General features: G+C 73.2%; 8 protein-coding genes and 2 pseudogenes. 5 read left to right on the forward strand and 5 right to left on the reverse strand.

The genetic code is table 11. From position 1 onward, the window contains the following. Positions 1-11: 11 nt before the first annotated feature. On the forward strand, positions 12-800 hold the full coding sequence (locus tag ACN27G_RS35875) for a hypothetical protein (RefSeq protein WP_421497056.1): 789 nt from the start codon (positions 12-14) through the stop codon (positions 798-800). A 136-nt stretch (positions 801-936) separates the two neighbouring features. After that, a complete protein-coding gene (locus ACN27G_RS35880) occupies positions 937-1,584 on the forward strand; it encodes a hypothetical protein (protein WP_421497057.1) in 648 nt (215 codons plus the stop codon). A 40-nt stretch (positions 1,585-1,624) separates the two neighbouring features. Here ACN27G_RS35880 and ACN27G_RS35885 read toward each other — a convergent pair whose 3' ends face one another. Continuing rightward, positions 1,625-3,313, reverse strand: coding sequence for a glycoside hydrolase family 3 protein (locus ACN27G_RS35885; protein ID WP_421497058.1), 1,689 nt, complete (start codon positions 3,311-3,313; stop codon positions 1,625-1,627). 291 nt (positions 3,314-3,604) lie between these two features. Between ACN27G_RS35885 and ACN27G_RS35890 the strand changes: the two genes are divergently transcribed. After that, positions 3,605-5,572, forward strand: coding sequence for a serine hydrolase (locus ACN27G_RS35890; RefSeq protein ID WP_421497059.1), 1,968 nt, complete (start codon positions 3,605-3,607; stop codon positions 5,570-5,572). Between the two features lie 509 nt (positions 5,573-6,081). Further along, on the forward strand, positions 6,082-7,044 hold the full coding sequence (locus tag ACN27G_RS35895; RefSeq protein WP_421497060.1) for a DUF559 domain-containing protein: 963 nt from the start codon (positions 6,082-6,084) through the stop codon (positions 7,042-7,044). A 108-nt stretch (positions 7,045-7,152) separates the two neighbouring features. On the opposite strand, the gene ACN27G_RS35900 is transcribed toward ACN27G_RS35895, so the two are convergent. Beyond that, entirely contained in the window at positions 7,153-7,668 is a 516-nt protein-coding gene (locus ACN27G_RS35900; protein WP_421497061.1) for a M23 family metallopeptidase, read from the reverse strand. Positions 7,669-7,766: 98 nt separating this feature from the next. Next, positions 7,767-10,370 carry a valine--tRNA ligase gene (gene valS / locus ACN27G_RS35905; RefSeq protein WP_421497062.1) on the reverse strand — a complete coding sequence of 868 codons (2,604 nt, stop codon included), beginning with the start codon at positions 10,368-10,370 and terminating at the stop codon, positions 7,767-7,769. A gap of 76 nt (positions 10,371-10,446) precedes the next feature. Between valS and ACN27G_RS35910 the strand changes: the two genes are divergently transcribed. Next, positions 10,447-11,376, forward strand: a complete 930-nt coding sequence (locus ACN27G_RS35910) for an aminoglycoside phosphotransferase family protein (protein WP_421497063.1) — start codon at positions 10,447-10,449, stop codon at positions 11,374-11,376. Positions 11,377-11,518: 142 nt separating this feature from the next. Here ACN27G_RS35910 and ACN27G_RS35915 read toward each other — a convergent pair. After that, positions 11,519-13,441, reverse strand: a pseudogene (locus ACN27G_RS35915) (ABC transporter ATP-binding protein); the annotation flags it as partial. Between the two features lie 83 nt (positions 13,442-13,524). Beyond that, positions 13,525-15,504: pseudogene (locus ACN27G_RS35920) on the reverse strand (ABC transporter ATP-binding protein); the annotation flags it as partial. Positions 15,505-15,615: the final 111 nt, after the last annotated feature.

A 15,615-nucleotide genomic window follows, 5' to 3' on the forward strand; every position in this document is an offset into this window, starting at 1 on the left:
ACCGTGGGGTGATGGCCGAGGTGATCTGGTTCCTCCTGCTGGTGTTGCTGCTCGGTGGCGGTCTGCTCTGGTGGCAACGGGAGAGTGCGGCCCGGCGGGCCCGGGAGCTGGCCGACGCGCGGGCCGAGGCGGGGCGCTGGTACGAGCGGCTGGGCGGGCAGGTGATGCATCTGCACGGGGAGGAGCCGGCGGTCCGGCAGGCGCTGGCCGACGCCGGTGAGCGCTACAACGCCGCCGGCAGCCAGCTCGAACAGGCGAGCACGACCCGGCAGTACGAGCTGGCCCGGGAGACCGCGCTGGAGGGGCTGGCGTACGTCCGGGCGGCCCGGGTGGCGCTCGGCATCGATCCCGGGCCGGAGCTGCCGCCGCTGGCCGCCGCCCGGGGCGTCGGCGCGGTCACCGTGCCACGGGAGGTGCAGGTGCAGGGCGAGACGTTCCGGGCCGGCCCGAGCCCGGGAGCGGCGACACCGTACTACTACCCGGGCGGCCGGATGCGCGGCCGGCCGGTGCCGGCGGGCTGGTACTCGACCCCGTGGTGGAAGACCGGCCTGGCGGCCGGCGCCGGGGTGCTGGGCGGCATGCTGATCGCCGACGCGCTCTTCTCGCCCGCGTTCGCCGACCCCGGCTACGGCTACGACGCCGGCTACCAGGAGGGCTTCGCCGACGGTTCGGACATCGGCGGCGCGGGCGACGCGGGCGGTGGCGACTTCGGCGGCGGTGATTTCGGCGGTGATTTCGGCGGCGGTGGTGATTTCGGTGGCGGCTTCGGCGGTGGTGACTTCGGCGGCGGCGATTTCTAGCCTTCCGTCCCGTCTTCTTTCCAGCCTTCCGTCCCGTCTTCCCCCGCGATCGTGGTGGCCGTCGGGCTAACCGTCGAGCGGATGGTAGGGCTGACGGGATGGTCCCGACGGCGACGAGCCGGCAGAGTCGTCACCTGTGAGCGTTGACGTGGAGACCGTGGGAGGGCCCCGGCCGCGGGTCGCCGGGAGCTGGCTGGCGAGTCTGGCCGGGGCGGGGCTCGGCGTCGTGGCGGTGACCGCGACCGCCCAGTCGATCGACCGGTTTCACTGGTGGGCCGGCTTCGTCCTCGTACCCGGGGCGCTGATCGCGGCCTCCGGCGGACCGCTGCTGGTCCGCGGCGGCGGGCGCGGCTTCGTGGGATACCTGCTGGCCTGCGTCGGTGGGCTCGTCTTCACCGTCGGGGCGCTGCTGATGCTCGGCGTGATGGGCAGGGGTTGGCCGTTGATGATCACCCTGCCGGCACTGGCGGTCGCCGGCACCTATCTCTGGCGGTCGCCGGACCCGCTGCCCCGGGCCTTCCACCGCACGGTCGCGCTGCTGGCGCTGGACGCCGCCGCGCTCGGGGTGACCTTCCTGCTGCTCGTCAACGACGAGCTCGACTTCGGCTCGATCGGCTGGTGGGGCGGGTTCATGATGGCCGGCGGCGTGATCATCCTGGCCAACGGGATGGAACTGCTCCGGCACCGGATCGCGTACCGGGCCCAGGCGGTCACCCTGGCGGTCGGCCCGGCGGTGGTCGCCTTCCTGCTGGGGCTGCGCTTCCTGCGCGACTGGCCGTTCTGAGCCCCGCCCGTCGGCGCTACCGGGGAGACGCCCGTCGGCGCTACCGGGGGAGCCGCCAGGTGAGGCCGTGCCCGTACGGGTAGCGGTCCGTCGCCGGGTCGGCCGGATCGGGTACGCCGACCGGGAGCCGGCCGCGCGGCGCCACCTCGCCGGTGAGTACCCGGGCCAGCGCCTCCATCGACGCCCTGGTGTAGCCGAAGGTGGCGAGCTGGGTCGGCACGTCGTCGAAGTGCCCGAGGTCGTACGCGTCCCGGACGGCGACCACCAGCACCGGCCTACCGGTGGCGGCGAGCGCGTGCACCAGCTTCTGCTGCCGGGCGTTCGGGTCGGTGACCGTGGTGTCGAAGGCCTTCTGGGTCAGCACCACGGTCAGGTCGTTGGCCTGGGCCGCCGCCACCGCCTCGGCGATCTTCGCGTCGTTGGGCAGCCCGGTCGGCAGTGCGGTGCTGCGGTTGCCCCGGGCGGCCAGCGCGGCGGCGAGGGTGCCGACGTTGTCGAAGGCGCTGGAGTTCCAGCCGGTGACCAGGACCGACCGGTCGGCCCGGCGCAGCGGCAGCAGCCTGGCGTCGTTGCGCAACGCGGTGACGGTGCGGTCGGTGATCTCCCGGAGTGCGGCCTGGTGGGCGGGCTGCCCGACGGTCCGCTCGGCGGCGGCCGGGTCGACCGGTGGCACACCGTCGAGGAGGCCCCGGCGCTGCTTGAGGGTGAGGATCCGGCGCACCGACTGGTCGATGCGGGCCTCGGGAAGCTCACCGGAGCCGACGGCGGCCAGCACGGAGGTGACCGCGAGGTCGAGGTCCGGCGGCATGAGCAGCAGGTCGGCGCCGGCCTTGAGGGCGAGCACCGGTACCCGGTCGTCGCCGTACTTCTGGCGTACCCCGGCCATGCCGAGCGAGTCGGTCACCACCACACCCCGGAAGCCGAGCCGCTCGCGGAGCAGTCCGGTGAGGATCGGCGCGGAGAGCGTGGCCGGGTCGCCGGAGGGGTCCAGCGACGGTACGACGATGTGCGCCGTCATGATCGTGTCCACCCCGGCGGCGACGGCGGCCCGGAAGGGCGGCGCGTCGAGCCGCTGCCACTCGGCGCGGGTGTGCGCGATCACCGGCAGCGCGGTGTGGCTGTCGTCGTGCGTGTCGCCGTGCCCGGGGAAGTGCTTGGCCGCGACGCTCACCCCGGCGCCCTGCTGGAAGCCGACCACCTGCGCGGCGGTCATCCCGGCCACCAGCAGCGGGTCGGAGCCGTAGGAGCGTACCCCGATCACCGGGTTGGCCGGGTTGACGTTGACGTCGGCCGACGGCGCCCAGGCCTGCCGGATGCCGACCGCCCGCAGCTCCCGCCCGGTGATCCGGGCCGCCGTGTACGCGTCGACCAGGCTCCGCCCGGCGCCCAGCGCCATGTTGCCGGGGAAGAGGGTGGCGGGTGCCGGCATCCGCTGCACGACGCCGTGTTCCTGGTCGGTGGAGATGAGCAGCGGGATCCCGGGGGCGCTGGCGACGGCGCCCGCCTGGAGTCCGTTGGAGAGGGTGGCGATCTGTCCGACCGAGTCGAGGTTGTGCGACCAGGTGAAGTAGATGACGCCACCGAGGTGGTATTTGGCGACCACCTCGGCCCCGGTGTCGACGCCGTACGCCGCGCGGTTCGCGGCGGCGTCGGATGCGCTCGGCGCGGTGGCGGACCCGCCGTAGACGTAGGTGGCGAAGAGCTGGCCGACCTTTTCCGGCAGACTCATCCGGGCGATGAGCCGGTCCACGCCGGAGGTGCCACCCCATGTTGCGGAGGGGGGCGGGGCCTGCGCCGGTGCGGCGTGGGCGGGTGTGCCGGCGCCACCGGCGACGAGTAGGACTGTCGCGACGGTCGAGGCCAGTAGCCGGGCTCGCATGGCGCCTCCAGGGAGATCGATCCGCCTACATAAGCTAGTCGTCCCGCACCGCGTGGGGCAAGAAGCTTCTCTGTTATTGCCACAAGCGAAGGAAAGCTTCATGCTTGTCGGTACCTGGCATCGATGCGGGGAGGTATGCCGATGCGTCGGCGGAGGATCGGCCCGATCGGGTTCGGCGGTGGCGTCCCGGAGCGCAGGGCGGCGGGGAGCCTGTCCCGCGTGCCGGCGCTGGCCACGACATCGCTGCTGACCACGACGTTTCTCCTGGCCACGGCGCTCGCCGCGCCAATCCCGGCCAACGCCGGTCCGAAGGTCGGGCAGGCGCTTACCGGCCCGAAGGTCGGCCAGGCGCTGGCGGGACCGAAGGTGGGGCAGGCAGTGGTGGCCGGTCGGGAGGTGGCGGGCCGGGAGAGTGGGCCGCCGACCGTCGACCCGGACGACGTCCGCTTCGCCCGGCGCACCCTGCGGAGCGGTCGGCCGCAGCAGGTCGGCCTGCTGCCGGAGTACGTCGACCGGCTGCGCGCCGACGCCGAGGCGTACCTCGTGCCCACCCCGGACCACCCGAACTTCCCGACCTACGCCGGTGCCGTGCTGCTCGCCGCCAAGGACGGCGTGGTGGTCGCGCACGAGGCCGTCGGCACGGCGGTCAGGTACGCCTCCGTGGGCCCGGCACCGGAGCGGGCCGGCGTCGAGCTGCCTGCCGACCAGCAGATCCCGATGCGCAGGGACACGATCTTCGACCTCGCCTCGATCTCCAAGCTCTTCACCACGGTGGTGGCGCTGCGCCAGGTCGAGCGCGGCACCGTCGACCTCGACGCGCCGGTCGTCGACTACCTGCCCGAGTTCGCCGCCGGTGGCAAGGAGGCGGTGACCGTACGGATGCTGCTCACCCACACCGGTGGGCTGCCCGCCTTCGCGCCACTGTGGAGCAGCTACCCGACCCCGGAGGAGCGGGAGGCGGCGGCCCTGGCCACCCCGTTCGCCTCCGGTGCCAGCCCCGGCAACCAGTACGTCTACTCCGACCTGGGGCTGATCGCGCTCGGCGTACTCGTGGAGCGGGTGACCGGCCGCCCGCTGGAGCAGCTCGTGGCCGCCGAGGTGACCGGGCCGCTGCGGATGCGCGACACCGGCTACAACCCGGCGGCGGCGCTGCGGCACCGGATCGCCGCCACCGAATACCAGCCGTACGCCGACCGTGGCATGGTCTGGGGCGAGGTCCACGACGAGAACGCCTGGGCCCTCGGCGGGGTGGCCGGGCACGCCGGCCTCTTCTCCACCGCCCCCGACCTGGCCATCTTCTGCCAGATGCTGCTGAACGGCGGCGAATACCGGGGCGCCCGGATCCTCCGCGAGTCGACCGTGCGGGACATGCTTGTCAACTACAACGCCGGGTTGGAGACCCGCTATCCGGAGAGCGACCGAGGGCTGGGCCTGGAGCTGAACAAGCACTGGTACATGGGCGGGCTCGCCTCGCCGGTCACCTTCGGGCACACCGGTTTCACCGGCACCTCGATCGTGATCGACCCGCTGTCGCACACCTTCCTGGTCCTGCTGACCAACCGGGTGCACCCGGACCGGAACTGGGGCAGCAACAACGTGGCCCGGCGGGCGCTCGCCGCCGACCTGGCGAACGCGATCCCGGTCCGGCCGCCGCTGGGCGGCACCGCCTGGCGCGCGGACGACCGCGACGGCGGCAGCGTCACCCTCACCGCGCCACTGCGCCGCCCCGCCGGCCGCACAACGGTGGCCAGCTTCCACCTCTGGTACGACACCGAGCCGCGCTACGACGTGCTGCACTTCCAGACCTCGGCCGACGGCGGCGAGACCTGGGCGCCGGTCGACGTGACCCTGCTCGGGCCGGGCGGGCGGTGGACCGCCGAGGGTTCGGTCACCGGCTACGGGGGCCGGCGCTGGTGGCAGGCGTTCGCCGAGCTGCCGGCCGGCGCCACCGACCTGAGCTGGAGCTACGCCACCGACGTCAGCTCCCGGGGCCGGGGCGTCTACGTCGACAATCTGCTGGTGGTCGGCACCAACGGGCTGCTCTTCTCCGGCGAGGGCAGCGACGCGGCCCGGTTCACCTCCACCGGCTGGACCCCGTCGAGTCGTTGATCGGGAGCGCTGCTGTCGGAAATCGGCCTCCGGACCGGTCAGCACGCGCTGTCGCGCCAGGCGTCTCTCTGCCCAGTGTGCAACTGATTCCTCAAGGTCTTTGTAGAAGCGCATCACCGCCGTGGCGAACTCCCTGACACGTGTCACCTCTCGAGAAGACTCGGGGGAGTCGTTGCGCCACGTCGTCGGCCTGGTGGAGCGTGGCCGGGGAGCGAGCTTCCAGGTGGTGATGAAGTGCTCTGTCCTGGCGGGCCTCAAAGGGTGGGCCTCACCCGAACCGACTTACACACAGATCTATCGCAAGCCACACATTCCACGCGATCCCGCGGCCGGACAGCTCCAGGATCTTGGAAACCTATGGTTCGGGGCGCGCCATAACTTACCGAAGATCTTGGGGATCCTGGGGCTGTCCACAGGCGGCGGGGGTGGGATTGCCTGGAGGGGGTGTGCTGGGCAGGGTGGGTGGGGTGGGTGGTGGGGTGGGGTGGGGGAGATCTCCGGTTGGTGTGGTGGGGCCGGGCGGATTGCCCGGCGACGGGGCGGCCGAGCTCGACTGGCTGGCCTTCGAGCAGGCCGGCGTGCTGACCGGCCGGCAGGCGACGGACCTGCTGAGCCGGGGGACGGTTCGGGGCCTGGTCAGCTCGGGCCGATGGCGTTCGATCAGCCGGAACGTGTTGCTGACCGGCAACGGCCGACTCACCCGTGACCAGCAGTTGTGGGTGGCGGTGCTCGCCGCCGGCAGCGGGGCCGTACTCGCCGGGGTCACTGCCGCCACCGAAGCCGGCGTACGAGGACTCCGCCGGGAGCCACTGCACGTGCTCATCCCGGCTGCCCGGAAGGCGCCCGACATCCTGCGCCGGCTACCGCTGGACATGCCGGCCGTGCTGGTGCACCGCACCACGACCCTGCCCGAGTCGCACCTGCAGGTCGGCCGGCCGATGCGTACGACGGTGGCGCGGGCCCTGGCCGACGGGGCGGGCTGGGCGCGCTCGGACGACGAGGCGCGGACCATCCTTGCCGCCGGCTGCCAGCAGCGGCGTACGACGGCCGAGGAGATCCGTGCGGTGGTGACCGAACTGCCGAGACTGCGACGTCGGCTCCTGCTCCTGCGCACCCTCGACGACATCTCCGGCGGTGCCCAGGCACTCTCGGAGCTCGACTTCGTGGCGCTCTGCCGCAGGTTCCGGCTGCCTCCTCCGGACCTCCAGCAACGGCGGGTCGACGCCAGCGGACGCGTCCGCTATCTGGACGCGTACTGGCGGCAGTGGCGGCTGCACGTCGAGGTCGACGGCGCGCACCACATGGATGCCCGACACTGGGAGGCCGACCTGCGCCGGCAGAACGACGTCTGGATCGCCGGGGACCGGATCCTGCGCTTCACCGCCTCGGCGGTGCGCTGCCGGCCGGCCGAGGTGGCCGCCCAACTGCGCGAGGGACTCGCCGCCGCTGGCTGGCGAGCCGATCAGCGCTGACCGGGACGCACAGTCAGCGGTGCGAGTTGGACGGCACTGCCCAGCGCGCTGGCCGGGCCGTACGGCGCTGGCCGGGCCGTACGGGACGCACGGCGCTGACGCGGCGACCTAGCAGCCGACCGTCCGGGTGTAGTTCTTCGTGCCGAAATAGAGGGCCAGGTTGCCGTTGAACCGGGCCTTGACGGCGCTGCCGTTGTGTCGCTGCTCGTAGTGCAGGTGTGGCCCGGTCGAGCCGCCGGAGCTGCCGACGTAGCCGATGGTCTTGCCGTAGCCGACACTGGCCCCGACCGAGGTGTTGAAGCCGCTCAGGTGGGCGTAGTAGGTGGTGTAGCCGTTGCCGTGGTTGATCCGGACGTACCTGCCGTAGCTGGTGTCGCCGAGGTTGGCGACCACGTCGACCGTGCCGGGGGCGCTCGCCTTCACCGGGTCGCCCTGGTCGTTGGCCCGGTTGAAGTCGATCGCGTACTGCGGGCTGTGGTTGGTCCGGGTCTGGCCCGACCAGGTCTGGTTGCAGGGGAACGGCACCCGGAAGGTGGGCGCGGCGGCGGCCGGTGAGGCCGGGACCAGGACCGTGGCGGCCAGCATCACACCGACCGTGCCGAGAGTTGCCACGCGGAAACGCATCCGACCTCCCAGGATGAAACTTCTGAACGCCTGGAGAGACGATCTCAGAAGATTTCCGCCAGGGGAAGTCTCCCTGACCCGTGCATCGCCCCCCGCGATCAGAAGGCGCAGGCGATGACGAGCTCCGGGGTACGGTCCGGGAGGAAGTCGAGCTTGCCGATCCGGCCGGCCGCCTTCAGGTCACCGGCGATGGTGGCGAGCTGCTCCAGCATCGCCGCCGGGCCGAGCGCCTCGGCCAGCGGCACCTCCGTGCGCATCGACAGCTTCCGCTCCGACTTCGCCCGGCGCACCTGGGTCAGCGCGACGCCGGCCAGCTCCAGCAGCGCCGGATCACCCTCGGCGGCGACCCTCTTGATCTCGTACGTCGTCGGCCACGGTGCGCGGTGCACCGAGCCGTAGCGCCACCACGACCAGACCTCCTCGGTGACGTAGGGCAGCACCGGGGCGAAGAGCCGCAACTGCACCGAGAGCGCGGCGGCGAGTGCGGCACGGGCCGACTCGGCGCCCGCACCCTCGCCGTAGGCGCGCTCCTTCACCAGCTCGATGTAGTCGTCGCAGAAGCGCCAGAAGAACGCCTCGGTGACCTGCAGCGCCTCGGTGTGGTCGTACCGCTCGAAGGCGGCGGTGGCGTCGGCGACCACGCCGCGCAGGGCCGCGAGCATCGACCGGTCCAGCGGCTCGCCGGCCGGCGCCCGCAGGGCGTCACCGGCGCCGAGGCCGAGCGCGAACCTGGAGGCGTTGAGCAGCTTGGTGGCGAGCCGGCGGCCGACCCGGATCTGACCCGGGTCGAACGCCAGGTCGGTGCCGGGCCGCCCGTTCGCCGCCCAGTAGCGGACCGCGTCCGGGCCGTGCTCCTCCAGCAGCGCCGCCGGGGTCTGCACGTTCCCCTTGGACTTCGACATCTTCTTGCGGTCCGGGTCGAGGATCCAGCCGGAGAGCACCGCGTCGCGCCAGGGCAGCACCCCGGCCTCCAGGTGCGCACGCACCACTGTGGAGAACAACCAGGTACGGATGATCTCCTGCCCCTGCGGACGCAGGTCCATCGGGAAGACCCGGGCGTAGAGGTCGGGATCGTCGAGCCAGCCGCCGACGATCTGCGGGGTGAGTGACGAGGTGGCCCAGGTGTCCATCACGTCCGGGTCGGCGGCGAACCCGCCCGGCCTGCCGCGCTGCGCCTCGGTGTAACCGGGTGGCACGTCGCTGCTCGGGTCGACGGGGAGCGTCGACTCGTCCGGCGTGAGAGGCTGGGCGTGGTCCGGCTCGCCAGTGTCGTCGAGCCGGTACCAGACCGGGAACGGCACCCCGAAATAGCGCTGCCGGCTGATCAGCCAGTCACCGGTCAGCCCGCCCACCCAGTGCTCGTAGCGGTGCCGCATGTGCGCCGGCACCCAGTTCAGCTCGCGACCCCGGTCGAGCAGCGCGGCCCGCAGCTCGGCGTCCCGGCCGCCGTTGCGCAGATACCACTGCCGGGTCGAGATGATCTCCAGCGGGCTGTCGCCCCGCTCGTAGAACTTCACCGGGTGGGTCACCGGCGTCGGCTCGCCGAGCAGGTCGCCGGAGGCGGTCAGCAGCTCCACGATCCGCCGCCGGGCCGCGTTGACCCGCAGGCCGGCAAGCTCGGCGTACGGGGCCGGGGCGACCCCGGGCGGCGGCTCGGGGAGCAGCCTGCCGTCCCGGCCGATCACCACCCGGGCCGGCAGCCGCAGCTCCCGCCACCAGGTCACGTCCGCCAGGTCGCCGAAGGTGCAGGTCATCACGAGCCCGGTGCCCTTGGCCGGGTCGGCCAGCGGGTGGGCGTAGACGGTCACCTCGGTGCCGAAGAGCGGGGTGCGGACCGTGCCGCCGACCAGGTCGGCGTAGCGCGCGTCGTCGGGGTGGCAGACCAGCGCCACGCAGGCCGGCAGCAGCTCGGGCCGGGTGGTCTCGATCCGCACGTACCGGTCGTCGCGGCCCGGCGCCGGGGTGCCGGCGCTGCCCGGTCCGGAGGCCAGCACCTCGAAGCGGAGTCGGTGGTAGGCGCCCGGCCGCTCCCGGTCCTCCAGCTCCGCCTGGGCCACCGCCGTGCCGAAGCCGACGTCCCAGAGCGCCGGCGCCTCGGCGCTGTACGCCTCACCCCGGGCCAGGTTGCGCAGGAAGGCCCGCTGCGCGGTGGCCCGGGCGGTCCGGCCGATGGTGGTGTACGTCAACGACCAGTCCACCGAGAGCCCGAGTCGCCGCCACAGCTCCTCGTAGACCTGCTCGTCCTCGGCGGTCAGCGAGGCGCAGAGCTCCACGAAGTTGCGCCGCGAGATCGAGACGGGCTGCCGGCGGGCCGCCTCGTCGACCGGCCGCCGCGGCGGCTGCCACCGCGGGTCGTACGGCAGGCCCGGGTCGCAGGCCACGCCGTAGACGTTCTGCACCCGGCGCTCGGTCGGCAGCCCGTTGTCGTCCCAGCCCATCGGATAGAAGACCGTCCGGCCGCGCATCCGCTGGAACCGGGCCACCGTGTCGGTGTGGGTGTACGAGAAGACGTGCCCCATGTGCAGTTCACCGGATACGGTCGGCGGCGGGGTGTCGATGGCGTACACGTCCGACCGGTTCTTCGTCCGGTCGAAGGCGTACGTCCCCTCCTCCTGCCAGCGCGGGGCCCACTTCTCGGCCAGCCCGTCCAGGCTCGGCCGCTCGGGGATCCCGGCGCGCTGGTACCGCTCGGCATCCGTCATTGGCCGATGGTACGCCGGGCGGGCCGCCCGGCCGGCCGGGTTTCCGAGGCGGTGGACCGGCCCGCACACTGGGCGGGTGGATGCCCTGACCACCGATGCGCTGGCCCGCAACGCGGTGCAGGTGTGGGGGCCGGCCGGCGCCCGCTGGCTCACCGAGCTGCCCCGGGCGCTCGCCGAGCTGGCCGCCGACTGGGAGTTGACCGTCGGCGGGCGGTACGAGCTGTCGTACCACTTCGTCGTCGCGGTGACCTGTGCCGACGGCCGGCCGGCGGTGCTGAAGCTGGGGGTGCCGAGCGGGGACTCGCTGCGTACCGAGGCGGCGGCGCTGGCCGCGTTCGCCGGCCGGGGCGCCGTACGCCTGCTCCGCGCCGACCTGGGTCGCGGTGCCCTGCTGCTGGAGCGGGCCGAACCCGGTGGCCGGCTGCGCGACCTGGTGCCCGGCCGGGACGACGAGGCGACCGCCGTGGCGGCGCGGGTGCTGCGCCGGCTCGCCGTGCCCCCGCCGCCGGACTGCCCGCTTCCCGACCTGGTGGCCTACGCCGCGGGCTTCGACGACTATCTGGCGGCGCACGGCGACGGCGGGCCGCTGCCGGCCGACCTCGTCCGCCGGGCCGGCGGCCTGCTGCGTGAACTCTGCGCCTCGGCACCCGGGCGGGTGGTGCTGCACGGCGACCTGCACCACGACAACATCCTGCGTGCGGAGCGCGAGCCGTGGCTGGCGATCGACCCGCACGGCGTGGTCGGCGACCCGGGGTTCGAGATCGGTGCGCTGCTCTACAACCCGGAGCCGGACGACCGGGATCCGGCGCTGACCGCGCTGGTCCCGGCGCGGGTCGAGCAGCTCGCCGACCTGCTGCCGATGCCGACCGAGCGGGTCGTCGGCTGGGGTTTCGTGATGGCGGTGCTCTCGGATGTCTGGACGGCCGAGGACTGGACCCCGGGTGCCCGGTCTCCGGCGAGCCGCGCCCTGGACGTCGCCCGCCTGCTGCTGCCCAGGCTGAGCTGACGGTCCGGTGGCTCGGTGCCGGGCGCCAGGAGACCACGCTCGGGACTCAGGGCTGGACGGTCTCGCTCTGCCGGCTCCGGCGGGCCGGGTCGGTGGTGCCCTGGAGTCCGGTGGTGTGCTGGAGTTCGGTGGTGGCCTGGAGCAGGGAGTCGCACCACTGCCGGTGCAGGGTCGCGTAGCGGCCACCCCGGGCGACGAGCAGCTCCGGCGGCCCGTCTTCGACCACCCGGCCGTCGTCGAGCACCAGCACCCGGTCGGCGATCTCCACGGTGGATAGCCGGTGCGCGATGACGATCGCGGTTCGGTCGGCCAGGATCGTCCGCAGCGCCCGCTGCACCAGCCGCTCGCTCGGGATGTCCAGCGACGAGGTGGCCTCGTCGAGGATCAGCACCGCCGGATCGGCCAGGAACGCGCGGGCGAACGCGACGAGTTGCCGCTGCCCGGCGGAGAGCCGCCCGCCCCGCCGGTGCACGTCGGTGGCGTAGCCGGCGGGCAGCGCGGCGATGAAGTCGTGCGCTCCGATCGCCTCCGCCGCCGCCACCACGGCGGCATCGTCCGCATCCGGCCGGCCGAACCGGATGTTCTCCGCTACCGACCCGGTGAAGAGGTGGTTCTCCTGGGTGACCATGACGATCGCCCGGCGCAGGTCGGCGTCGGCGACGTCGCGCAGGTCGACACCGTCGAGGGTGACCGTGCCCCGGGTCGGGTCGTAGAACCGGGCCACCAGCTTCGCCACCGTCGACTTGCCGGCCCCGGTCGCCCCGACCAGAGCCACGGTCTGGCCGGCCGGGATCGACAGGGTCAGCTCCGGCAGCACCGGGCTGCCGGAGCGGTAGCCGAAGGTCACCGCCCGCAGGTCGACGGCGCCCCGGACCGGGCCGGCCGGCAGCGGCCGGGGTCGGACCGGTTCCGGTACGCCGGGACGCTCGTCGAGCACCCCGGCCAGCTTCTCCAGCGCGGCGGTGGCGGACTGGAGGGCGTTGTAGAACTGGCTCAGCTCCTGCATCGGCTCGAAGAACCGGCGCAGATAGAGCAGGAACGCGGCGAGTACGCCGATCTCGACCTGCCCGTCCAGCACGCGCGTGCCGCCGTAGGCCAGTACCACCGCGATGGTGACGTTGCCGATCACCTTGATGCCGGGGGAATAGGTGGAGATCAGCCGGAACGCCCGCAGGTTGGCCCGCCGGTGGTCGTCGTTGAGGGCGGTGAAGATCTGCTGGTTGCGCGGCTCGCGGCGGAACGCCTGCACGGCCCGGATCCCGCCGAGCGACTCGACGAAGTGGACGATCAGCACTGCGACGGTCTCCCGGGTGCGCCGGTAGGCGTACGCGGAGGCGCGGGCGAACCAGCGGGAGAGCCAGAACAGGAACGGGAAGGCGAGCAGGGTGACCGCGGCCAGCGGCGGATCCAACCAGAGCAGTATGCCGGCCACCGAGACGATGGAGAGCACGGCGAGCACGAGATCGTCGATGCCGCCGTCGACCAGTTCGGCTATCGAGTCCATGTCGCTGGTCAGCCGGGCCACCAGCCGGCCGGACGTGTATCTCTCGTGGAAGCTGACCGACAGGCGCAGAAAGTGGTCGTAGACCCGGCGGCGCAGGTCGAGCAGGATGGCCTGGCCGATCCGGGTGGAGAGGGTGAGGAAGCCGCGCTTGCCGGCGTACTCGGCGACGGCGGCGAGCGCGAACGCCGCAGCCACGGCGACCAGCGGTCCGGCGTCCCCGGCCCGGAGCGGGCCGATGGCCCGGTCGATGCCGAGCATCACCAGGTACGGCCCGGCCATCCCGGCCGCGTTCTGGAGCAGCAGCAGGGCCACCGCCACTCCGATCAGCCGACGGTGCGGCCGGATCAGTGAGCGGAGCAGGGCCCGGCTGCGGGACCGGAGCCGGGCGAGCCCCTGCGCGGTGCCGGTCTCGGCGGCGGTACGGTCCGCCTCCGGATCGGCGGCGGTGCCCCGCCATCGGGTCAGATCCGGGCGGGCCGTCGCGTCGTCGGGTGAGCCGCCTGTCGTCATGACCGGACGAGCCCTCGGCCGCCGGCCAGCTCGGCCGCATCCTCCGCGCATGTGTCCGCCACACCGACGGCCCGGCCGGGCTCCATGTCCTCTGCGCGCCCCATGTCCTCTGCGGGCTTCACGACCTCTGCGGGCTTCACGACCTCGCCGGGCCCGGCATCCTCGGCTTCGGCGGCGAGCACCGACCGGTACGCGGGCACGTCGCGGAGCAGTTCGGCGTGGGTGCCGATGGCGGCGATCCGCCCGTCGGCGAGCAGCGCCACCCGGTCCGCGAGGGCGACGGTCGACGGCCGGTGCACCACCACGAGCGCGGTGGTGTCCCGAAGCACCCGGGCCAGCGCCCGTTCGACAAGCGCCTCGGTCTGCACGTCCAGCGCCGACAGCGGGTCGTCGAGCACCAGCACCCCGGGCCGGCCGAGCACCGCCCGGGCCAGCGCCAGCCGCTGCCGCTGCCCTCCGGAGAGGGAGAGCCCCTGCTCGCCGATCCGGGTGTCGAGGCCCCATGGCAGGTCGTACACGAAATCGGCCTGTGCCACGGCGAGCGCCGCGCGTACCTCCTCGTCGTCGGCGTCCGCCCGGCCGAGGGTGAGGTTTTCCCTGACGGACATCGAGAAGAGCGTGGGTTCCTCGAAGGCGACACCGACCCGGCTCCGGAGCGAGTCGAGCCGGACGTCCCGGATGTCCCGACCGTCCAGGGTGATCCGGCCGGCGGTGACGTCATGCAGGCGGGGCACCAGCGACAGCAGGGTGGTCTTGCCACAGCCGGTGGCGCCGACGATGGCCAGCGTCTCGCCGGGCTCCACCGCCAGGTCGACCCCGCGCAGCACCGGCGGACCCTGCGGGTAGCCGAAGCAGACCCCCTCGAAGCGGAGCGCGCCACTCCGCCCGGCGCTGCCACCCTGCCCGGCGCTGCCGACCGGGGCCAGGGTCACCGCACCGGGCCGGTCGACGATCGCCGGGCGGGTGTCGAGCACCTCGAATATGCGATCGGATGCCGTCATCGCCTCCTGGGCGTTGGCGATGATCCAGGCGAGTGACTCGATCGGCCAGATGAGCATCAGTTGCAGGCTGACGAAGGCGACCAGCTCGCCGATGCTGAGTGAGCCGTGCGCGACGGCCACCGCACCGGCGACCAGCACCGCGCCGAGGATCAGGTTCGGCACCAGGTCGAACTGGGCGGAGGTGCGGGCGAGCAGCCGGCCCTTGCCGGTGGCGGTGTCGTGCAGCGTACGGGTACCGGCCGCGAACCGGCGGGTCATCTCCGGCCGCCGGCCGAACGCCCTGATGGTGCGTACACCCTGCGCGGACTCCTCGATCAGCGTGGCCAGGTCGCCCTGCTCGTCCTGGAGCCGGCGCGCCGCGAGCAGGTACGCCCGGGTGAACCGCCGGCTCGCCAGGAAGAGCGGCACCGCGCCCGCCGCGACCAGCAGGCCGAGGCCGGGGTGCAGCACGATCAGCAACGTCACCACCGCGAGGTAGGTGGTGACGTTGACGACGAGGAAGAGCAGCCCGAAGGAGAGGAAGCGCCGGATCACCGACAGGTCGCTGGTGACCCGGGACAGCAGCTGGCCGGACTGCCAGCGGTCGTGGAAGCCGATGTGCAGGCGTTGCAGGTGGGCGTAGAGCTCGTCCCGGATGGTGGCCTCCATCCCCACCGCCGAGGAGGACTGGGTCCATCGCCGAATGAAGATCAACACGGCTTCGGCGAGGCCGAGCAGCAGTGCCAGCCCGCCCAGCCGGAGCAGCCCGCCGGGGTCGCGGTCCGCGATCGGCCCGTCGACCGCCCGCTGCACCACCAGCGGTACGCAGATGCCCGCCCCGGTCGCCGCGAACGCCGCGAGGAGCAGCCAGACCAGTTGGCCACGGTATGGCCGGAGGTAGCGCCGGAGCCGCCAGAGGTTGCGGGGCAGTGGGGTGCGGAGCAGCGGATTGCCGGGCGGCCGGACCGGGCGACGGGCCAGCCGTCCGGTACCGCGCCGGTCGGGCCGCCACAGGCTGCGCGCCGGGCGCACCCGCAGCCGGGCGGTCAGTCGGAGCCGGGCGGTCAGCCGGGCGGTCAGTCGGAGCACTGGCCGGTCCCGGACCGTGGGCTTGTCGTCACGATCCGGCACCATCCCCTGACGGTATCGGCAAATACCGGGGACGACTGAGTCGTGTTGTTGTCACCTGTCGCCGTCCGCCGCCCTCGTTCACCGGACCGCCGCTGATCCGCTGATCAGTGCTCG

Origin of the sequence: Plantactinospora sp. WMMB334 (genome assembly GCF_049179095.1) — a bacterium.
Classification (GTDB): Bacteria; Actinomycetota; Actinomycetes; order Mycobacteriales; family Micromonosporaceae; genus Plantactinospora.

Bases quoted from the DNA above. Each gene is read 5' to 3' on its own strand.
- valS (WP_421497062.1), bottom strand. From the start codon at position 10,370: ATGACGGATGCCGAGCGGTACCAGCGCGCCGGGATCCCCGAGCGGCCG.
- ACN27G_RS35885 (WP_421497058.1), bottom strand. From the start codon at position 3,313: ATGAGTCTGCCGGAAAAGGTCGGCCAGCTCTTCGCCACCTACGTCTAC.
- ACN27G_RS35890 (WP_421497059.1), top strand. From the start codon at position 3,605: ATGCGTCGGCGGAGGATCGGCCCGATCGGGTTCGGCGGTGGCGTCCCG.
- ACN27G_RS35900 (WP_421497061.1), bottom strand. From the start codon at position 7,668: ATGCGTTTCCGCGTGGCAACTCTCGGCACGGTCGGTGTGATGCTGGCC.
- ACN27G_RS35875 (WP_421497056.1), top strand. From the start codon at position 12: ATGGCCGAGGTGATCTGGTTCCTCCTGCTGGTGTTGCTGCTCGGTGGC.